Consider the following 19,965-nt stretch of genomic DNA (forward strand, 5'->3'; position numbering starts at 1 on the left):
ACTCAGGTTCGCCTTGGTTTGCGGCATCACAGTTTGCACCAACCCGCGGGCGGCTACCGTCGAGTCATGACCACCACTGCCGAACATCTCCGCAATGCGCTCGACGGCCGTTGGCGCGACGTGAAGAACCGGATGCGCGAAGAACTCTCCAGCGAGATCTTCCGTCCGCACTACACCCCGAACACCGTGATCGCCAGGGCCAAGGTGGCCGAGCAGCTGAAGATCATGGCGGACCGCGGCGCTGCGGAGGACGGCTTCAAGAAGGAGCACGGCGGCAACGGTGACGTGGGCGCGGCGGTGACCCAGATCGAGATGCTGGCGATGTCGGACCTGTCGCTGATGGTGAAGGCCGGTGTGCAGTGGGGGCTGTTCGGCGGGGCGATCGAGAATCTCGGCACCGACCGTCATCACGAGCGCTACGTCCAGAAGCTCATCAACCTCGAACTGCTCGGCTGTTTCGCGATGACCGAGACCGGCCACGGCAGCGACGTGCAGTCGTTGGAGACGACCGCGACCTACGACCCGCAGACCGAGGAGTTCGTCATCGACTCCCCCACCCCCACAGCGCGCAAGGACTACATCGGCGGTGCCGCCGAAACCGCCAGGGTGGCAGCGGTTTTCGCCCAGCTGATCACTCCCGACGGAGAACGCCACGGCGTGCACTGCCTGGTGGTGCCGATCCGTGACGAGGAGGGCAACGACCTGCCGGGGGTGACGACGTCGGACTGTCACTACAAAGGTGGCCTGCCGGGTGTGGACAACGGGCGCATCCAGTTCGACAAGGTGCGGGTCCCGCGCGAGAACCTGCTGAACAAGTACGCCGACGTGGCCCCCGACGGCACCTACTCCTCGCCGATCGAGAACCCGGGCCGGCGGTTCTTCACGATGCTGGGCACGCTGATCCGCGGACGGGTCACCGTCGGTGGCAGCGCCGGCGCGGCGGCCCGGGTGGCGCTCGACATCGCCACTCGATATGCCTTGCAGCGCAGGCAGTTCAGCGCTCCCGGTGACGACAGCGAAGTGCTCATCATGGACTACCTGGTGCACCAGCGCCGGCTGCTGCCGCTGATCGCGAAATCCTATGCGCTGCAGTTCGCGCAGAACGAGCTCGTGGCCAAGTGCCACGACCTGCAGAGCGCCGAGGACCCCGACCCGGAGGAGCAGCGCGAGCTGGAGGCGCGCGCGGCCGGGCTGAAGGCCGCCAACACCTGGCACGCCACCCGGGCGATCCAGGAAGCACGCGAAGCATGCGGCGGCGCAGGGTATATGGCCGAGAACCGGTTGATCGCGCTGAAAGCCGACACCGATGTGTTCACCACGTTCGAGGGCGACAACCATGTGCTGATTCAGCTGGTCGCCAAGGAGTTGCTCACCGCGTACGCCGACGACATCAAGAGCATGAGCCCGGTCGAGTGGGTGCGCTTCGCCGCCAACTTCGCGGGTGAGCGAGTGCTCAAACGCACTGCGGCCGAGACGATCATGCAGACCATCCTCGACACCCGGCAGGACAACGAGGAGGAAGGCAGCCTGTTCAACCGCGGCACCCAGGTCCAGATGTTCGAGGACCGCGAGGAGTACATGATCGCGACGGTGGCGCGGCGGTTGCAGGGCAAGTCCAGGGAGATGAGCGAGTTCGACGCGTTCAACGCCGTACAGGACCACGTGCTGCACAGCGCCCAGGCGCACATCGACCGCGTCATCCTCGAGGCGTTCGTCGCGGGCATCGAGTCGTGTGAGGACGACGAGGCGCGCAAGATCCTCAACATGGTGTGCGACCTGTATGCGCTGTCGGTGATCGAGGAGGACAAGGCCTGGTTCATCGAGCACCGTTACATCTCGACCGAGCGCGCCAAGGCCGTCACCCGCGGCATCAACGAACGCTGCCGAACGCTGCGGCCGTACGCGGAGTTGCTCGTCGAGGGGTTCGGCATCCCTGAGCAGTTGCGCTACGCCGAGATGCTGCATCCCGAGCACATCCCCGACGCTGACGAGCACGCCGAGCAGGACGCGATCAGCTCAGGCACGATCGAGCCGAAGTAGCCGTGCGGTGACCGGCCCGTCGCCGATGACGACGGGTCGGCCCGCACACGTCGTCAGCCGGCGGCCAACTCCTTCTTGCCGTACACCCGCTCCATCAGCGAGGTGTCGCCGTGGATCATCACCGAGACCGTCTTGCCGTTGCGAACAGTGAAGACGTCGGCGTCGTGGCCGCTCTGGCCATCGACCTCGATTTCGGTGAGCGCGACGACGGTGTCACCTTCGGCGACCATCTGGTCGACCCTGATCGTGATCGGCTTGGCCGCCAGGCGGCCGAGGTACTCCATCAGCTCGGTCTTGCCGTGATAGGTGCCGCTCACAGCGCTCTCACCGGGTTGAACCCACTCGATGTCGTCGTCGAACAGACCCATCACCGTCTCGATGTCTCCGGCGGCGAACGCCTCGTATCCCCGTTGGACGAGTTCCTTGTTTTCCTGTTCTGACATGTCGATCCCCTTCATGCGCATCCGATAACTTCGGCCGCGAGCGCGTGGCCGGTCTGGGGAGTCGCACGAACGCAGCTCCCGGATCAGTCAGACCGTTCGCCGCCGCACCGAATTCTCCGCTTCGCCCGAGGCGAATAGGTGGGATCGACCAACAAAAACTACTCGTTTTTCTCCGACCGCCGACATGGCGATCAGGCCGGCGACGCGCCGTCCACCGGTCTCCTCGCGAGGATGATGAAGAACCCGCCCTCGCGATGGCCGGTGACCATCATCCCGAGGTTGACGAGCATGCGCTCGAAGGGACTGCCGAGACGCTCCGGCTTGAACAGCTGCTCGTCTTCGGTCATTTCGCGGAACGGCTCGGTCTTCGGGATCGCGTGCACGAACTCGAAGCCGATCTTCTTCAGCCAGCCGATCACCTCGCCGACGGTGTGCTTCGACTCGTGTGGGTTCTTGTACTGATCCATGAACCACGACCGGCGCTTCTGCGTGCTGACGCGCGCATCCACGGCGTGGCGATCGAGGAACATGAAGCGATCGTTGGTGGCATTGAAGGCCAGCCGCCGAATGTCCGTCGCCAGCCGCCCGTACTTGTGGTAGAGCCCGATCATGATGTAGCCGCCCGGCCGTACCAACCGCGAGATCGACTCGAAACCCAGCTGCGGATCGCTGGTGTGGTGCAGCACGCCATTCGAGATCACCAGATCGAACGACCCGGGTTTGAACGCCGGCCTGAACAGGTTCATCTGGAGAAACTGAGCGCGCTTCAGATCGTTCTGTTGCTTGAAGGCCGTCGCCATCTTCAGCGAGTTGAGGCACAGGTCGGTGCCGATGACGTTACGGCGGATGGCGAGAAAGTTCGTGAGCTGGCCTGTTCCGCATCCGCATTCGAGCACGCGGGCGCCGTACGGAATCTGATCGTCGAGCAGCTTGGCGAACACCGCCTTCCGCGCCTTGTCGATCAGGCTGCCGACGTCGTCGAAGTCGTCGTAGTTGGGAAACGGGTTTTCCTCGTAGAACGCCTTGATCTCCCCGGTGACGTCTTCTTTCGCATCGCTCCACTCGTTCGGCATGAATAGCGAAGGAATGCCGTTTTGCGCGGGAAAGCGTTGCAGGCAATTTTCGCAGCTGAAACCGTCGTTGTGAATTGTCAGCATTTCGCCGCCGCAGCGCGGGCAACACAATAGTTCGGAATGCTTGTTGAAGAAGTTGTCGAGTTCTGAGACGGACATACCGAACTGTAATCACGCAGGGCTGACGCACGTCTTGAATTTCGCGATATTTCGTTTTTCGGCTTTGCTTCGTGAAATGGCCTGGAAGCCATTTCGCATTGTGGCCGTCAAACGACGAGCGAAGCTCAGAAAAGCGCGTAAAGCGTGAAGGGAACGGTGATCTGCACAACGCCGATAAAGCCGGCGACACCGAGCAACAAGATGATCAGCCCCATCACCCAGTACGCCCTGTTCACGACGGCGTAGCTACCGAACTCGCGCAGCAGTCTCCAGGTGTAAACGGTGCGGCGCATCAGTCGGGCACCGTCGAAATAGTGAACAAGTCCCGGTTCCCCCGCCCTGGCTGTAGTCGTTTGTCCAACACGTGATCTCCGAGGATCAGGTAATCCATTTCGGTGTTCATGAAACATCGGTAGGCGTCCTCTGGAGTACAGACGATCGGTTCCCCTCGGATGTTGAACGAGGTGTTGACGACCACCGGACAACCGGTCAGCTCTTCGAAGGACGCCAGAACGTTGTGGTAGAACGGGTTCGTTTCCCGCGAGACCGTCTGGACGCGCGCCGAGTAGTCGACGTGGGTGACAGCGGGAATCGACGAACGCACTTTGTTGACTTCGCTGAAGATCTCGCCTGATCGACTTTCCCCGGTACCGGTACGTATCTCTTCGCGGACCGGACTCACCAGAAGCATGTACGGCGACGGTACGTCGAGGTCGAAATAGTCTTTCGCGCGTTCCTCGAGAACCGACGGAGCGAACGGGCGGAACGACTCCCGGTATTTGATCTTGAGATTCATGACCGACTGCATTTCCGGTGAACGTGCATCGCCGAGAATTGACCGGTTGCCGAGCGCCCGAGGCCCGAACTCCATGCGGCCGTTGAACAAGCCGACGACGTTGCCTTCCGCGATGAGCTCGGCGACCTTGCGCGCTCGCTCGTTCTCATCCGCCACCGTCTCGAACGGATAGTCCTTCGCCCTCAAGAACCCGGCGATGTCGCCCGCCGAGAACTCCGGGCCCAGATATGCCCCCTGCATGCGGTCGCCGGTGGCTTGCCGAGGATTGCCCGCGGTCTGGTACCACGTGTGCAGCGCAGCCCCGACGGAGCCTCCCGCGTCGCCGGCCGCCGGCTGGATCCAGATGTCGGTGAACGGCCCTTCCCGAAGCAGCCTGCCGTTCGCGACGCTGTTGAGTGCGACACCACCGGCCAGGCACAGGTTCTTCTCGCGGGTCAACGCGGCCGCCGTCGCGGCCATCCGCATGACGATCTCTTCTGTGACGTCCTGGATCGAGCGGGCGAGGTCCATTTCGCGCTTGGTGATGGTGCCCTCCGGCGGGCGAGGGGGCCCGCCGAACAGGTCGGCGAAACGATCGTTGGTCATCGTCAGGCCGCCGAGGAAGTCAAAGTACTTGAGATTCAGTTCGATTGAGCCGTCCTGCTTGATGTCGACGAGCTCGTCGGTGATGAGGTCCACATAGGCCGGCGCACCGTATGGCGCGAGGCCCATGAGCTTGTATTCGCCCGAGTTCACCCGGAACCCGCAGAAATACGTGAACGCCGAGTAGAGCAGGCCCACCGAGTGCGGGAACCGCATCTCGCGCTGGATCTCCAGCTGGTTGCCGACACCGCGGCCGATGCTCGCCGTGGCCCACTCGCCGACGCCGTCCATCGTGAGGACAGCGGCCGATTCGAATGGTGAGGGATAGAACGCGCTTGCGGCGTGACTTTCGTGATGCTCGGTGAAGTACACGTCCGACGGCATCTGGTAGCCGAGCGCTTTCAGGTTGCGTTCGATCTCGTAGTTGATCCACAGTTTCGTCCGCAGCCACTGCGGAATCGCCGTCTGGAACGATCGGAACCCCCGCGGGCTGACGGCGCCGTACGTCTTGATGAGGCGGATGAACCGCGTTATCGGCTTCTCGTAGAACGCGATTGCGTCGATCCCCGTACGGTCGACGCCTCCCGCGCGAAGGCAGTACGCGATGGAGTTCTTCGGGAAACCAGGGTCGTGCTTGAGCCGGGTGAAGCGTTCCTCCTGCGCGGCCGCGATGATCTGGCCATCTCGGACCAAGGCGGCAGCCGAGTCATGGTAGTAAGCGCTGATACCGAGGATGTTCATGCTCGCACCGTCCAGAAGATTGACTCGACGACTTCGCCCACGTGCCGCGCACTCATTGCTTCAACCCGAGATGTGGGTAGATGGCTCGTGCGACGAGTTCGGCGCCCAGTTCATTGGTGTGGGCGTTGTCGATGAAAACGGCTTGCTTCTCGCCGTCCAGTGCATCGGCGAGATTGATGACCGGGGGACGCATGAGTTTCGTCGAGTCGACATACGCCGCTCCCAGTCCCCAATCGTCCGGATGCGCGTACCGTTCGGCGTCAGCGCCCTCGGTGGTGTACGCAAGGGGCTGCCAGACGAACACCGCCTTGAAGCCGTAGCTCTTCGCCAGGTGTTCGACGACGTCGACCGCCCTGTCGTAAAGCTGCACAGCGTTGTGAGCCCGCTCCTGGGCGATCTCCGGAGTCGGCTTTGGCCCAGCCTGTTTCGAGTTCGACGTCAATGCGATGCGCGTCAGGATGCTGTGGTTCTCGTAGAAACCGACGAGTGAATCCTTGACGCCGGCCAGCCCTCCGCGCATGCGCGCCCGTTCCACCGCTTGACCGACGTAGGGGCCGCCCGGGTAGGTGGGTTCGGTCGTGAGTTGTTCGACCTGCTCGGCTACGTCGTTCGCGCCGTCGTAGAAGACCACCACGTCGGGAATGTGCCCCTCGGAGAGCAACTGCTGGAGCAGGCCGAGTTCCTGCCAGATGCTCCACGCGACCTGGCCGTAGTTGCTGACGCGGACCGGGACGCCGTCTTTTTCGGCGATCCGGGCCAGTTGGGAGGGCATGGTGTACAGATCCCGTTGACCGTAGCCCCACGTCGTCGACCCGCCGAGGAAATAGATCTCGGTGGCGTCGTCGCCCACTCCGTCAGCGACGTAGGTCTTGCGGGCCCGGTCGGCAATATTGATGTATTCGCCTTTGTGGTCGGGATTCACCATGCCTAAGAGCGGCACATAAGCGTTGTGGGTGTAAATGTCTTTGAATTCGTTGAACCATTCGCCGGCCCACTGCTGATCCCCCGCCATTGCGGCTGAGGACTTCTGTGCGGAGAAGATCTCGTCCCAGGTGCCGAGTTTGCCTCCGACGCGAACGCCGCCGTGGGGCGCCCACTGCGGGAACGCAATACCGATCAGGAGGTCCAAGACGATCAACACCGCCGCGACACGCAGCATCAGCAGCGCGAGGTGTTTCGCCGTGGCGGCCCGTCCGCGTGGCTTCAGGACCAGTACCTCGGGTTCGACGCTGAACTGGCGGCGGGCGATCACCGGATCGGACACCCGTGGCTTGGCGATCCAGGTGCTTTCCGGCGTGGCGCCGGGTGAAGCAAGGAGATCGCGACCGAACATCCGGCGGTAGAGCGAGATCGGCATGAACACGACGAAGTAGACCAGCGCCAGCACCACCGCCGCCACGAGCCGCCCGACCCACCCCGCCAGCCTGGCGATGGCCCCGTCGATCGTCGCTCCCACCGACGGCCAGGCGATCGAAACGACGGCCAGCGCGATCAGCACCGCCGTGAGCAGAACCGCGCCGAGCCGCAGACCGACCAGCCACAGCACGGCGGCGACAACCAGCCCACCGAAAGTCCGCAGCGCGGAGGCTTTGACGGCGGCCGCACGCGCCGACCGCCGAGTGGGACCGGGCGCACCGGCCTCGGCCGCCCACCATTCGTAGTCGCCGTCCACTGTGGCGGCCTCATCGAATTTCTCGCGAAGCATCGACCCCCCTTTTACCGATGCGCTCACAAAACGAGCCTTGCGCCAGCCCGCAAATGCGGTCAAATGCGTGTCTAGGTAATCGCGATGGAACCTACCATCGCCCAGAGGCCGGTATCCCCGAAACGCGTTCGCGTGTTCGCCGGAATTGCGGATTTCTGCTCCCCCGGCTGGACTCGAACCAGCAACCCTTCGGTTAACAGCCGAATGCTCTGCCAATTGAGCTACAGGGGACTGCTCACCCGCGATCACGCTTCGAGCGGGCCGGGGGTTGACTCTAGCGTACGTGTCGCGCGGGCCGCCAATATGCGCCGCCCCGCACGCACTCAGGTACGTGAGGCAGGATGGGACAGAACGCACCGTCGTCTGGAAGGGACCCTGTGATCGGGTATTTCGTCGTATTGGGGGTCGGCTATGTACTGGGCTCGAAGGCCGGCCGTCGCCGATATGAGCAGATCGCCGGAACCTACAAGGCGGTCACCGAGAGCCCGGCGGCCAAGGCCGTGATCGACGCGGGCCGACGCAAGATCGCCGACCGGGTGTCGCCGGATCCACCGATGGTCACGCTGACCGAGATCGACAACTCGACCACGGTGATCGCTCCCGAAGTCGAGCGCGAAAAGAGATCGGTCAACGGTACGGGTCGGTGATCGTCTGACCGGGCAACAACGGCCCGGTGCTGATGCCGGGGCCGCCCTGGTTCAGGCCGACCTGAGGGCTACCGACGTTGATGCCGTTGCCCTCGGAATATGACAGGCACTTGCCGTCTTCCTTGTTGCCGAACCACGCCAGGCAGGCCGGACCGGCCAGCGCGTCGGAGGCACTCGTCGCCAGCACGGACGCCGTGAGCGGCGCGGCGACCGCAGCCACCGCGAACACACCTGCTGCGACGACGCGCCGCGCGCGGTTGTCGGTCGATGTCACGTGCTTGCCCTCCTGACCGTTCCCCGACGGTTTATAGCGCGCTCACCCTATCTCGTTACCTTGTACTACGCAGAGATGTCGTCGCCGCTCGCCTGTTCGAGCAGGCTGCGCCGATATGCCTCCATCGCGACCAGGTCCCCGAACAGCGCGTGGTACTCGTCGCCCTGCTCGACCGGCGACATGCGCTGCAGCTTGGACTTGACCTCGGCGATCTGCCGGCCCACCCATACTTCCTGTAACCGGGCCAGCACCCCGCCGATGTAGCGCGGCAACCGCTCGTCGTCGTCGACGTTGATGGCCTCCACCCCGAGTTCGTTGACCAGGTTCGCGGCCGCGGGCGTCGACGTCTGGGAGCGGACCGCCTCGATCCATTCCGCGCCGGATCGCCCGACCGATGCTCCGCCGGCGGCATCGATGGCCGACCGCACCGCGGCGTAACCCGGATGCGTGAAGCTCTCCACCGTCAGCGAGTCGAACACCGGGCCTGCCAACGCCGGGTACTGCAGCGCGGATTTGAGCGCCTCGCGCTGCGGCCACAACGTCGGATCGGCCGGATCAGGCCGCGCCGCCGCTTCGGGCGCGCGTGGTTTGCGCGGAGGTTCGGCTGCGGTGCGGCGACGGCCGCCGCGATCGGGCAGGCCCCGTTTCTGGGCCTCCTCGCGGACCCGCGCCAACACCTGCGAATCGTCGGCCCAACCGACCCAGCCGGAAAGTCGACGGGCATACTCGTCGCGCAGCATGGGCTCTTTGATGCGCGCGACCATCGGCACGCACCGGCGCAGCGCGGCGACCCGCCCTTCGGCGGTGTCGAGGTCGTGCTCGGCCAGCGCGGTGCGAATCGCGAACTCGAACAACGGAGTTCGACGCGCCACCAGGTCACGCAGCGCGCCCTCGCCGAACTGAAGCCGGATGTCGCACGGATCCATCCCGGCCATCTTGTCTTCGGCGGCCACCGCGACGAACGACTGACCGGCCAGGTTCTGCTCTCCCTCGAACGCCTTGATCGCCGCCGCGCGGCCTGCCGCGTCACCGTCGAAGACGTAGATGAGCTCGCCGCGAAAGAAGTTGTCGTCCATCATGAGTCGGCGCAGCATCGACAGGTGCTCGTCACCGAACGCGGTGCCGCACGAGGCGACCGCCGTCGTCACCCCGGCCAGATGCATCGCCATCACGTCGGTGTAGCCCTCGACGACCACCGCCTGATGCCCCTTGGCGATGTCGCGCTTGGCCAGGTCCAGGCCGAACAGCACCGAGGACTTCTTGTAGAGCACGGTCTCGGGGGTGTTGACGTACTTGGCTTCCATCGGGTCGTCGTCGAAGATGCGCCGCGCGCCGAAGCCGATCACCTCACCGCCGCTGGCTCGTATCGGCCACAGCAGGCGACGGTGGAAGCGGTCCATCGGGCCGCGCTTGCCTTCGCGGGAGAGCCCCGCGGCTTCCAGCTCCTTGAACTCGAAACCCTTGCGCAGCAGATGCTTTGTCAGCGTGTCCCAACCTGACGGCGCGAAGCCGCAGCCGAAGCGCTTGGCGGCCTGGCCGTCGAAGTTGCGCTCGATCAGGTATTGGCGCGCGGGCGCGGCCTCGTCGGACTCCAGCGTCGCCGCGTAGAACTCCTGCGCGGCGGCGTTGGCGGACAACAACCGGCTGCGGCTGCCGCGGTCGCGCTGCACGTTGGTGGTGGAGGCGCCGGTGTAGGTGATCGTGTGGCCCACGCGGTCGGCGAGCAGTTCGACGGACTCGACGAAGCTGACGTGTTCGATCTTCTGGACGAAGGCGTAGACGTCACCGCCCTCGCCGCATCCGAAGCAATGGAAGTGGCCGTGGTTGGGCCGCACATGAAACGACGGCGACTTCTCGTCGTGGAAGGGACACAGACCCTTCATCGAGTCCGCGCCGGCGCGCCGGAGCTGCACATAGTCGCCGACGACGTCCTCGATGCGGACCTGGTCACGGATGGCCGCGATGTCGCGATCTGAGATCCGGCCGGCCACCGGGCCAGTCTAGAGCGCGCGGCGGCGGACGCGATCACGCTTAAGCCGGTTCCAACCGCTCCAGCCGCCCCTCGGTGAACGACGCGACCTGGTCGATGACGACCCGCAGCCGGGCACCGTCGTCGCCTGCGGCGTTGAACGCCGGGACGAAGATCGGGTCGAGCGTCGCGGGGGCGCCCGACGCGACCCAGTCCACCACCCGGTGCACGCGATCGCGCTGCTGCGACTGCAAATCGAGATGGCGCGGGTCCGACATGATGAACTGCAGCGCCAGGATCTTGAGCACCGCAACCTCGGCGCGGACGAGTGCCGGCACGCGCAGATCGGCCTGGTAGCGGACCAGCGGCCCCCGGCCGGCCTCCTCGCGCGTGGCTGCGATGGCCGCCGAAGCGAACCGGCCGACCAGCTCGCTGGTCAACCGTTTCAGCGCGACGGACGCCGCCAACGTGCCGTCGTACTTACCGACCGCGGCGACCACCGGCAGACTGGACAGCCGCGACGCCGCCGCGACCAGATCCTCGGACCGCAGCCCGGCGCCCATTCCGCTCGACTCCCCCAGTCGGCCCAGCTCGGCGGCCGCGTCGCCGTCGGCCAGCACCCGCATGTCGATGCGACCGGAGACCACGCCGTCCTCGACGTCGTGCACGGAATAGGCGACGTCGTCGGCCCAGTCCATCACCTGCGCCTCCAGGCACGGCTTGTCAGCGGGCGCACCGCGGCGGACCCACTCGGCGGCTGGCGCGTCGTCTTCGTAGAAACCGAACTTCGACGACGACGTCGCGCGCCGCCACGGATACTTGGTGACCGCGTCCAGTGCAGCGCGGGTCAGGTTCAGCCCCGCGCTTTCCCCTTCGGCCCCAATGACTTTGGGCTCGAGACGGGTGAGGATGCGGAAGTTCTGCGCGTTGCCCTCGAACCCGCCGCAGTCGGCGGCGATGTCGTTGAGTGCGCGTTCGCCGTTGTGGCCGTAGGGCGGATGCCCGATGTCGTGCGCCAAGCCGGCGAGGTCGACGAGGTCGGGGTCGCAGCCCAGCCCGATCGCCATACCCCGGCCGATCTGCGCAACCTCCAACGAGTGCGTCAGCCGGGTACGCGGCGTCTCGCCCTGGCGCGGTCCGACCACCTGCGTCTTGTCGGCCAGCCGGCGCAGCGCCGCGCAGTGCAGGACGCGGGCGCGGTCCCGCGCGAAGTCGGTGCGGTGCTGGTTGTCGGCACCCGGCAAGGCGGCACCCTTCGGCGGCTCGACCGCCAGTCGCTCGCGGTCGAGCGAGTCGTAGGGGTCTGCGTTCGCTGTCACCGACGCATAGTCTGCCAGCACCAACCGGCCCGATCGGGTGGCGCACTAGATTGGCGGACATGCGCCTAGTCCGCTTGCTGACTCTCCTGCTCGCCGTGCTCGCCGCCAGTGCGCTCGTCGCACCGGCGGCGTCGGCCGAAGCGCCGTTTCGACTGCCGGGTTACGTCACTGACCACGCGGGCGTGCTGAACAGCGCTTCGCGATCCCAGGTGACGTCGGCGATCGACAAGTTGTACTCCAGTCGCAAGACGCGGTTGTGGGTCGTCTACGTCGAATCGTTCTCCGGCCAGTCGGCGCAGACCTGGGCGCGCAACACGATGCGGACGAGCGACCTGGGCGATTTCGACGCGATACTCGCGGTCGCGACAGTCGATCGTTCGTATGCGTTCCTGGTGCCTGACAGCGCCACCGAACTGAGCTCGAGCAAGGTGGAAAGCGTGCGGCGCAACGACATCGAGCCCGCACTGCGGCAGAACGACTGGGCTGGGGCGGCGGTGGCAGCGGCCGACGGGCTCGCCCAGTCCCCGCATTCAAGCATCAGCTGGACCGGACTGCTGATCGCGCTCGGGGCGATCGCGCTCGGCGTGGTGGTGCTGATGCTCTGGCGGCGGCGACGGCGACGCAAGCGCCGGGAGGCCGAGTTCGCCGCAGCCCGGCGGGTCGACCCCACCGATCCGCAGGCATTGTCGGCCGTGTCGCTGGACGCCCTCGACGACCTGTCGCGGGCCATGGTGGTCGAAGTCGACAACGCCGTGCGCACGAGCGGCCACGAACTGGAGTTGGCTGTCGAGGAGTTCGGCACGGAACGGACCGAACCGTTCACGCGGGCGGTCACCAACGCCAAGACGACTCTCGCCCAAGCCTTCAACGTGCGGCAGATTCTCGACGACGCGGTACCCGAGACCCCGGCGCAGCGTCGCGATCTGTTGACTCGCGTCGTGGTCGCCGCCGCCAAGGCCGACCGTGAGCTGGAAGCGCAGCAGGAGGCGTTCGCGGATTTGCGAAACCTGGTGATCAACGCGCCGTCGCGGCTGGACGCGATGACCCAGCAGGTGGTCGACATCACCGCGCGGCTGGACCCGTCGCAGCAGAAGCTCTCGCAACTGCACAGTGAGTTCGACGCAGCCGCGCTGAGCTCAATTGCCGGCAACGTCGACGCGGCTAAGGAACTGCTGACGTTCGCCGACCAGAACATCACCCGCGGACGCGATCTTGCGCTGCGGCCGGTGGCGGGCCAGCAGAGCGAGCTCGTCGAGTGTGTGCGCGCGGCCGAGTCCGCGTTGGCGCAGGCGCGCGGCCTGCTGGACGCGGTCGACAGCGCTGCCAGTGACATCCGACGGGCCGTGGCCGCGCTGCCGGCGGCGATCGAAGACATTCAGAACGGCATCAAGCAGGCGAGCGCGCTGTTACGGCAGGGCAACGTGCCGCAGGCCGCACAGCTGGCAGAGGCGCGCGACGCGGCGGCCGCCGCGGTGGCCGGCGCGCAGCGGTCGAATTCGGTCGACCCGTTGGGTACGTTCACCCAACTGACCAAGGCCGACGCCGATCTGGACCGGCTGCTGGCGGCCGTCGAGCAGGAGCGCGAGGCGGCCGAGCGGCTCAACCGCAAGTTGGACGAGGCGCTGTTCACGGCGCGCTCGAGGGTTCGGTCGGTATCGGATTTCATCGACACTCGCCGCGGGATCGTCGGCCCGGAAGCGCGAACCCGGCTGGTCGAGGCGGTCCGCCAGATCGCTGCCGCCGAGGAGAAGCGGTCGACGGATACGGCGGGGGCGATCGCGCATGCCAACGGGGCGGCGATGTTGGCGTCACAGGCGCAGACACTGGCCAACGCCGATATGGAGGACGCGCAGCGCTCATACATGGGCCCGTTCGGGGGCGGACGTGGTGGTGGCGGAGGCAACATGGGCGCGATCATCGGCGGCATTCTCATCGGCAACATCCTCAGCGGCGGAATGCGGGGCGGATTCGGTGGTTTCGGCGGCGGCTTCGGTGGTGGCGGCGGTTTCAGCCCGGGCTCGTTCGGCGGCTCCGGAGGCGGCGACATCTTCGGCGGCGGCGGCCGCTTCTAATTCAGCTTTTTGGCGCGAGCGTGCGTGTTTGCACACGACACGCCGCGCATTGTCGGCAATATGTGCACCCTCGCCGCGCACCCACCGTGCGGAAAGTGCTGTGCCTCAACGGCGTGTCGTGTGCAGACGCGCACGCTCGGCGACGAGTGAGCGCGCTGGGGTCAGCAGCCTTTGAGGCGGGTGGCCAGGTAGTCGCTGACGTTGTCGAGGGCGACGCGATCCTGCGTCATCGCATCGCGCTCGCGAATGGTCACGGCCTGGTCCTCCAATGAGTCGAAATCGACCGTCACGCAGAACGGCGTGCCGATCTCGTCCTGGCGGCGGTAGCGTCGGCCGATCGCGCCGGCGTCGTCGAACTCGACGTTCCAGCACTTGCGCAACTCGGCCGCAAGGTCGCGCGCCTTTGGCGACAGCGCCTCGTTGCGGGACAGCGGCAACACGGCCGCCTTGACCGGGGCGAGCCGCGGATCCAGCCGCAACACCGTGCGCTTGTCGACGCCGCCCTTGGCGTTGGGCGCCTCGTCCTCGGCGTAGGCGTCGACGAGGAACGCCATGAACGACCGCGTCAACCCGGCTGCCGGTTCGATCACGTACGGGGTGTAACGAGTGTCGTTGGCCTGGTCGTAGTACGACAGGTCGACACCGGAATGCTTTGCGTGCGTGGACAAGTCGAAGTCGGTACGGTTGGCGACACCTTCGAGTTCACCCCACGGGTTGCCCTGGAAGCCGAACTTGTACTCGATATCGACCGTGCGGTCGGAGTAGTGCGACAGCTTCTCCTTCGGGTGCTCGTAGAGGCGAAGGTTGTCGCGGTCGATGCCGAGTTCGACGTACCACTGCAGCCGCTCGTCGATCCAGTACTGGTGCCACTCACGAGCGGTCGACGGCTCGACGAAGAACTCCATCTCCATCTGCTCGAACTCGCGGGTGCGGAAGATGAAGTTGCCGGGCGTGATCTCGTTGCGGAAGCTCTTGCCGGTCTGCGCGATTCCGAACGGCGGCTTCTTGCGTTGTGTCGTAACGACATTCGCGAAGTTGACGAAGATGCCCTGGGCTGTCTCGGGCCGCAGGTAGTGCAGCCCCTCCTCGGTCTCGATCGGTCCGAGGTAGGTCTTGAGCATCATGTTGAAGTCTCGCGCCTCGGTCCACTGGCCCTTGGTCCCGCAGTCCGGGCAGGCGATCTCGCTCATCGGCGCCGAGTCGGGGTCCGCTATGCCCTTCTTCTCGGCGTAGGCCTCCTGCAAATGGTCCTGCCGATGGCGCTTGTGGCAGTTCAGGCATTCGACCAGCGGATCGTTGAACACCTCGACGTGTCCCGACGCCACCCAGACCTCGCGCGGCAGGATGATCGACGAGTCGAGGCCCACCACGTCGTCGCGGCTGGTAACCACCGAGCGCCACCACTGCCGCTTGATGTTCTCCTTCAGTTCCACCCCGAGCGGGCCGTAATCCCATGCCGACTTGGTGCCGCCGTAGATCTCCCCCGCCTGGTAGACCAGACCGCGCCGCTTGGCGAGGTTCGCAACAGTGTCGATGATCGAGGAAGACTGAGCCACGACAGCACAGCCTAGATGGTGCCTCCTCGCCCGCGAGCGACCGCATTTGTACGCGACACGCCGCACTTCTGTGTGCAAACACGGGCGCTCGCGCACGAAAAGAGAGGGGGCATGCGTTATCCCGCATGTATCGTGGGCGCCATAATGAAAACGATTTCCAGTATGGCCGAATCTCACGAGCACAGCGGCACCCCGTTTCCCGACCTGCCGCCACGCGAGGTGCTCGACACCTCCGGCGACTTGCTGCGCGCGCTGGCCGCTCCGGTGCGGATCGCGATCGTGCTGCAGTTGCGGGAGTCGGCGCGCTGCGTGCATGAACTCGTCGACGCGCTGGCCGTCCCACAGCCGTTGGTGAGCCAGCACCTGCGGATCCTAAAAGCCGCGGGCGTGGTGGCCGGCGAACGGTCCGGGCGCGAGGTGATGTACCGCCTCGTCGACGAGCACCTCGCCGAAATCGTCGTCGCCGCGGTGACCCATGCCGCTGAGGGCAGCCAGTGACCACGGTGCCGCCTTCGACGGGCGTGCGCGCCACTCGCCAGCGCGCGGCGATCACTGCGCTGCTCGAGAACCTCGACGAGTTCCGCTCAGCCCAGGAGCTGCACGACGAGTTGCGGCGGCGCGGCGAGGGCATCGGGCTGACGACCGTGTACCGCACCCTGCAGCAGATGGCGGCAGCCGGCGTCGTCGACACGTTGCGCACCGACACCGGCGAGTCGGTGTACCGGCGCTGCTCGGACGACCACCATCACCACCTGGTGTGCCGGGCCTGCGGGTCGACCGTCGAGATTCAGGGCCGTGACGTCGAAGCCTGGGCCGCCGACATCGCCCGCGAGCACGGGTTCTCCGACGTCAGCCACACGATCGAGATCTTCGGCGTCTGCGGCGGCTGCAGCGGCTAGGGCGCCACCAGCGCGCGACGCACCTCGGAGCCGGTGGCCAGGACCATGAGAATCAGTGTGCGCAGCGCGTCGTCGGTCAGGCCGGCGGCGGGAAAGTTGTAGCGCAGCAGCACATCCGCGACCTTCTTCGAGTTGCGTTTGGCGCCAGCGGCGACCTGCGCGTGCCCGCTCTTGGCCGCCAGCGACACCGTGCCGAGCAGCGTGTTGTGGGCGTGCTCGGCGACCTTGGCCCGCAGCTTGGCGTCCAACGGCAGATCCCACGCGAGGATCTGGGTCAGCGACACCAGCTCGAGGCCCTCGGCGACCGGCACGGTCCGCAGCGAAGCGAACGTCTCGTCGTGGTGCACGGTCACCGCGCCGTCGTCCTCGCGCGTCACCGGCAGCACCCCGTCGAGAACGTCGCCGAGCCGCTCCTGCAGGCTCATCAGGCCCTGCCGAAGCGTCGGTTGCGGTTGACGTACTCCTCGCAGGCGGCCCACAGATCACGGCGGTCGTAGTCCGGCCACAGCTTGTCCTGGAAGACGAACTCGGCGTAGGCCGCCTGCCAGAGCAGGAAGTTGCTGGCCCGCTGCTCCCCCGAAGTCCGGATGAACAGGTCGACGTCGGGGATGTCGGAGCGGTGTAGGTGTTTGGCGAACGCCGCCTCGGTGATGCGGTTCGGGTTGACCTTGCCCTCGGCGGCCCGCTGCGCGAGCTCGCGCGTCGCCTCCACGATCTCGGTGCGGCCGCCGTAGTTGACGCAGTAGTTGATCGTGATGACGTCGTTGCCGACCGTCATCTGCTCGGCGATGTCGAACTCCTTGATCACGCTGCGCCACATCCGCGGTCGCGAACCGACCCAGCGCATCCGCACGCCCATGTCGTTGAGGTTCTCGCGGCGCCGACGCACCACTTCCCGGTTGAAGCCCATCAGGAACCGCACCTCTTCGGTGCTGCGCTTCCAGTTCTCCGTCGAGAACGCATACACCGTCAGGTGCTTGATACCGATTTCGATTGCGCCACAGGTGATGTCGATGAGCACGGCCTCGCCCATCTTGTGCCCTTCGGTGCGGTGCAGGCCCCGCTGGGTGGCCCAGCGTCCGTTGCCGTCCATGACGACGGCGACGTGGTGGGGCACCTGGTCGGCCGGGATCCGGGGCGCGGCCGCCTTCGAGGTGTGCTGGGGTGGACGCGCGAACCGGCCGTTGGTGCCCGCCGGGATCTCGGGGAAGACGACGGGCCACGCCGACTTGTCCGGAAACATCGGATAGTCGTCAGGCGCCGGGGGCAGCTGTGGGTACGTCGGGGCCTTCCTGCGCCCAGCCCGTTCGCTTGCCATGGAGCACATCCTGCCCGAACAGCGACACATGCTGGTCAGGCAGGGTCCTGTCCACCCGGTACACCCGCTCGACCAGGGGTAGCGTCCGTAGCTGGCGTTCCAGATGCCACTGCAGATGCGCGGCCACGAGCCCACTGGCCTGACTGCGGTGTGACGCCGTCGACGTCTCGGCGTGCTCCCAGTCCCCGTCGTGCAGCGCCGCCATCAGGTCGAGCACCGCCTGCGGCGGCGTCACCGACCCGGACGGGCGGCAGTGCACACACACGCTGCCCCCGGCCGCCACATGGAACGCCCGGTGTGGGCCCGGCGCTGCGCAGCGGGCGCATTCGGTCAGCGCCGGGGCCCACCCCGCGATCCCCATGGCGCGCAACAAATAGGCGTCCAGCACGAGTTCCCGGGCCCGGGCGCCGTCGGCCACCGCCCGCAACGCGGCCACCGTCAGCCGGTGCAGTGCAGGCACCGGGGCGCGCTCCTCACCGGCCAGGCGTTCCGCGGTCTCCAGCACCGCGCATGCGCAGGTGTAGCGGCCGTAGTCGCTGACGATGTCAGAGGCGAACGCGTCGATGGCCTGCACCTGGGTGACGATGTCGAGATTGCGCCCCGGATGCAGCTGTACGTCGATGTGCGCGAACGGCTCCAGCCTGGCGCCGAACTTGCTGCGGGTGCGCCGCACCCCCTTGGCCACCGCCCGCACCAAACCGTGATCGCGGGTGAGCAGGGTGACGATCCGGTCGGCCTCGCCGAGCTTGTGCTGGCGCAGCACCACCGCTCGGTCCCGATACAGCCGCATTGGTTCAGTCTCGCACTGCAGTCCGTCAGATCCCGATACGCACCGCCGATATCCTTTGAAGCGATGGTCGACAATTCGCGCTTCCCCACCCTGACTCAACAGCTGTTCCAGCTCGCGAGCGGCTCCGTCACATCGGTGGAACTGGTGCAGCGCTCGCTCGACGCCATCGCGGCCAGCCAGCCGACCCTGAACGCGTTCCGCGTGGTGTTCACCGAACGCGCACTGGCCGACGCAGCCGCCGCCGACCGCAAACGTGCTGTGGCGCAGGATCTTTCGCGATATCCGCTGTTGGGTGTCCCGATCGCCGTCAAGGACGACGTCGACGTCGCAGGGGTGCCGACCCGGTTCGGCGCCGCCGGAAATGTGCGGCCGGCCGCCCAGGACAGCGAAGTCGTGCGACGGCTGCGCGCGGCGGGCGCCGTCATCGTCGGCAAGACCAACACCTGCGAACTCGGCCAGTGGCCGTTCACCAGCGGACCGGCGTTCGGCCACACCCGCAACCCGTGGTCGCGTGAGCACACGCCGGGCGGATCGTCGGGCGGCAGCGCGGCGGCGGTCGCGGCCGGCTTGGTGACCGCCGCGATCGGATCCGACGGCGCGGGCAGCGTGCGAATCCCCGCGGCGTGGACACATCTGGTCGGGATCAAACCCCAGCGCGGACGCATCTCGACGTGGCCGCTTCCCGAGGCGTTCAACGGCATCACGGTCAACGGGGTGCTGGCGCGCACCGTCACCGACGCCGCACTCGTGCTCGACGCCGCATCCGGAAACGTTGCCGGCGATCGCCACCAGCCGCCCGCGGTGAAGGTTTCGGAGTACGTGGCGCAGGCGCCCGGCCCGCTGCGGATCGCGATGTCGACGCGGTTTCCGTTCACGGTGTTCCGGGCGAGCCTGCACCCGGAGATCCGGGCCGCGATGTCCGTCGTCGCCGGGCAGCTCGAGGAGCTCGGGCACAGCACCTTCGAGGCTGATCCGGACTACAGCCTCGGCATGTCGTGGAACTTCCTGTCCCGCTCGACGTCGGGCCTGCTCGAGTGGGCGGACCGGCTCGGGTACGACGTCACGCTCGACAAGCGGACCCGGGCCAATCTGCGGACCGGCCGGCTGCTGTCGGAGCACGTGCTGCGCAAGGCCCGCACTCGCGAGGCCCGCGCGCACCGCCGCATCGGCTACATCTTCAACATCGCCGACGTAATTCTGGCGCCGACCACCGCGCAGCCGCCGCCCGAGGTGCACGAGTTCGATCACCTCGGCGGTCTGGCGACCGACCGCACGATGATCAAGGCCTGCCCCGTCACCTGGCCGTGGAATCTGCTGGGGTGGCCGTCGATCAACGTGCCCGCGGGGTTCACCAGCGACGGTCTGCCGATCGGCGTCCAGCTGATGGGCCCCGCCAACAGCGAACCGCTACTGGTATCGCTGGCCGCCGAGCTGGAGGCGATCAACGGCTGGGCGATGCGCCAACCCGAGCCCTGGTGGCGTCCCGAACCCGCCCCGGACCCTGAGCCGGCGGCGACCAAGGAGCCCATAACCGGTTCGGACCGGCCAGAACGCGAAGACGTCTCCGACGAAGTCGCGTAAT

The 19,965-nt window shown here is 66.5% G+C and carries 18 protein-coding genes and 1 tRNA gene; 6 read left to right on the forward strand and 13 right to left on the reverse strand.

The features are described from left to right. Nucleotides 1–66 precede the first annotated feature (66 nt). On the forward strand, nucleotides 67–2,040 hold the full coding sequence (locus A5663_RS08410) for an acyl-CoA dehydrogenase (RefSeq protein ID WP_068146640.1): 1,974 nt from the start codon (nucleotides 67–69) through the stop codon (nucleotides 2,038–2,040). Nucleotides 2,041–2,093: 53 nt separating this feature from the next. Here A5663_RS08410 and A5663_RS08415 read toward each other — a convergent pair whose 3' ends face one another. The 6 genes from A5663_RS08415 to A5663_RS08435 form a co-directional block, all read right to left on the reverse strand. Beyond that, entirely contained in the window at nucleotides 2,094–2,483 is a 390-nt protein-coding gene (locus A5663_RS08415; RefSeq protein ID WP_068146715.1) for a nuclear transport factor 2 family protein, read from the reverse strand. A gap of 191 nt (nucleotides 2,484–2,674) precedes the next feature. Next, complete coding sequence (locus A5663_RS08420) at nucleotides 2,675–3,556, reverse strand: bifunctional 2-polyprenyl-6-hydroxyphenol methylase/3-demethylubiquinol 3-O-methyltransferase UbiG (protein WP_197503339.1); 882 nt, start codon at nucleotides 3,554–3,556, stop codon at nucleotides 2,675–2,677. 284 nt (nucleotides 3,557–3,840) lie between these two features. Further along, nucleotides 3,841–4,008 carry a hypothetical protein gene (locus A5663_RS22950; RefSeq protein ID WP_156744391.1) on the reverse strand — a complete coding sequence of 56 codons (168 nt, stop codon included), beginning with the start codon at nucleotides 4,006–4,008 and terminating at the stop codon, nucleotides 3,841–3,843. After that, nucleotides 4,008–5,834 carry a carbamoyltransferase gene (locus tag A5663_RS08425; RefSeq protein WP_068146655.1) on the reverse strand — a complete coding sequence of 609 codons (1,827 nt, stop codon included), beginning with the start codon at nucleotides 5,832–5,834 and terminating at the stop codon, nucleotides 4,008–4,010. Before A5663_RS08425 ends, A5663_RS22950 begins: the two co-directional genes overlap by 1 nt. A 52-nt stretch (nucleotides 5,835–5,886) precedes the next feature. Then, on the reverse strand, nucleotides 5,887–7,539 hold the full coding sequence (locus A5663_RS08430) for a GDSL-type esterase/lipase family protein (protein WP_068146659.1): 1,653 nt from the start codon (nucleotides 7,537–7,539) through the stop codon (nucleotides 5,887–5,889). A gap of 158 nt (nucleotides 7,540–7,697) precedes the next feature. Beyond that, nucleotides 7,698–7,770 (reverse strand) — tRNA-Asn (locus A5663_RS08435). Between the two features lie 146 nt (nucleotides 7,771–7,916). Here A5663_RS08435 and A5663_RS08440 point away from each other — a divergent pair. After that, on the forward strand, nucleotides 7,917–8,186 hold the full coding sequence (locus A5663_RS08440; protein ID WP_068146662.1) for a hypothetical protein: 270 nt from the start codon (nucleotides 7,917–7,919) through the stop codon (nucleotides 8,184–8,186). Here the strand turns inward: A5663_RS08440 and A5663_RS08445 are convergent. The 3 genes from A5663_RS08445 to A5663_RS08455 all read right to left on the reverse strand — a co-directional run bounded on the left by A5663_RS08445 (nucleotide 8,167) and on the right by A5663_RS08455 (nucleotide 11,748). Continuing rightward, nucleotides 8,167–8,460: a hypothetical protein gene (locus A5663_RS08445; RefSeq protein WP_068146665.1), complete on the reverse strand. Its 294-nt coding sequence runs from the start codon at nucleotides 8,458–8,460 to the stop codon at nucleotides 8,167–8,169. The genes A5663_RS08440 and A5663_RS08445 overlap by 20 nt on opposite strands. Before the next feature lie 65 nt (nucleotides 8,461–8,525). After that, the gene (dnaG, locus tag A5663_RS08450) at nucleotides 8,526–10,451 is read right to left on the reverse strand and encodes a DNA primase (protein WP_068146668.1); all 1,926 of its coding nucleotides are present in this window, start codon (nucleotides 10,449–10,451) and stop codon (nucleotides 8,526–8,528) included. A 40-nt stretch (nucleotides 10,452–10,491) separates the two neighbouring features. Continuing rightward, nucleotides 10,492–11,748: a deoxyguanosinetriphosphate triphosphohydrolase gene (locus tag A5663_RS08455; RefSeq protein WP_068146716.1), complete on the reverse strand. Its 1,257-nt coding sequence runs from the start codon at nucleotides 11,746–11,748 to the stop codon at nucleotides 10,492–10,494. A gap of 59 nt (nucleotides 11,749–11,807) precedes the next feature. Between A5663_RS08455 and A5663_RS08460 the strand changes: the two genes are divergently transcribed. Continuing rightward, a complete protein-coding gene (locus A5663_RS08460; protein WP_068146669.1) occupies nucleotides 11,808–13,820 on the forward strand; it encodes a TPM domain-containing protein in 2,013 nt (670 codons plus the stop codon). A gap of 161 nt (nucleotides 13,821–13,981) precedes the next feature. Here the strand turns inward: A5663_RS08460 and A5663_RS08465 are convergent, their stop codons facing one another. Continuing rightward, complete coding sequence (locus A5663_RS08465) at nucleotides 13,982–15,376, reverse strand: glycine--tRNA ligase (RefSeq protein WP_068146670.1); 1,395 nt, start codon at nucleotides 15,374–15,376, stop codon at nucleotides 13,982–13,984. A gap of 144 nt (nucleotides 15,377–15,520) precedes the next feature. Here A5663_RS08465 and A5663_RS08470 point away from each other — a divergent pair, with 144 nt between their 5' ends. Both A5663_RS08470 and A5663_RS08475 read left to right on the forward strand, forming a co-directional pair. Next, nucleotides 15,521–15,874 carry a metalloregulator ArsR/SmtB family transcription factor gene (locus tag A5663_RS08470; protein WP_068146671.1) on the forward strand — a complete coding sequence of 118 codons (354 nt, stop codon included), beginning with the start codon at nucleotides 15,521–15,523 and terminating at the stop codon, nucleotides 15,872–15,874. Nucleotides 15,875–15,879: 5 nt separating this feature from the next. Further along, a complete protein-coding gene (locus tag A5663_RS08475; RefSeq protein WP_068146719.1) occupies nucleotides 15,880–16,275 on the forward strand; it encodes a Fur family transcriptional regulator in 396 nt (131 codons plus the stop codon). Here the strand turns inward: A5663_RS08475 and A5663_RS08480 are convergent. The 3 genes from A5663_RS08480 to recO are packed head-to-tail and all read right to left on the reverse strand — an operon-like array spanning nucleotide 16,272 to nucleotide 18,383. Continuing rightward, nucleotides 16,272–16,700, reverse strand: coding sequence for a hypothetical protein (locus A5663_RS08480; protein WP_068146673.1), 429 nt, complete (start codon nucleotides 16,698–16,700; stop codon nucleotides 16,272–16,274). The genes A5663_RS08475 and A5663_RS08480 overlap by 4 nt on opposite strands. Then, the gene (locus tag A5663_RS08485; protein ID WP_068146675.1) at nucleotides 16,700–17,593 is read right to left on the reverse strand and encodes a decaprenyl diphosphate synthase; all 894 of its coding nucleotides are present in this window, start codon (nucleotides 17,591–17,593) and stop codon (nucleotides 16,700–16,702) included. The genes A5663_RS08480 and A5663_RS08485 overlap by 1 nt, the downstream gene beginning before the upstream one ends. Further along, nucleotides 17,529–18,383, reverse strand: coding sequence for a DNA repair protein RecO (recO, locus tag A5663_RS08490; RefSeq protein WP_068146677.1), 855 nt, complete (start codon nucleotides 18,381–18,383; stop codon nucleotides 17,529–17,531). The genes A5663_RS08485 and recO overlap by 65 nt, the downstream gene beginning before the upstream one ends. Before the next feature lie 63 nt (nucleotides 18,384–18,446). On the opposite strand from recO, the gene A5663_RS08495 reads away from it, so the two are divergent. Further along, complete coding sequence (locus A5663_RS08495) at nucleotides 18,447–19,964, forward strand: amidase (protein ID WP_068146722.1); 1,518 nt, start codon at nucleotides 18,447–18,449, stop codon at nucleotides 19,962–19,964. The last annotated feature ends 1 nt before the right edge of the window (nucleotide 19,965 follow it).

This window comes from Mycobacterium sp. E740, from assembly GCF_001672895.1.
GTDB lineage: Bacteria > Actinomycetota > Actinomycetes > Mycobacteriales > Mycobacteriaceae > Mycobacterium.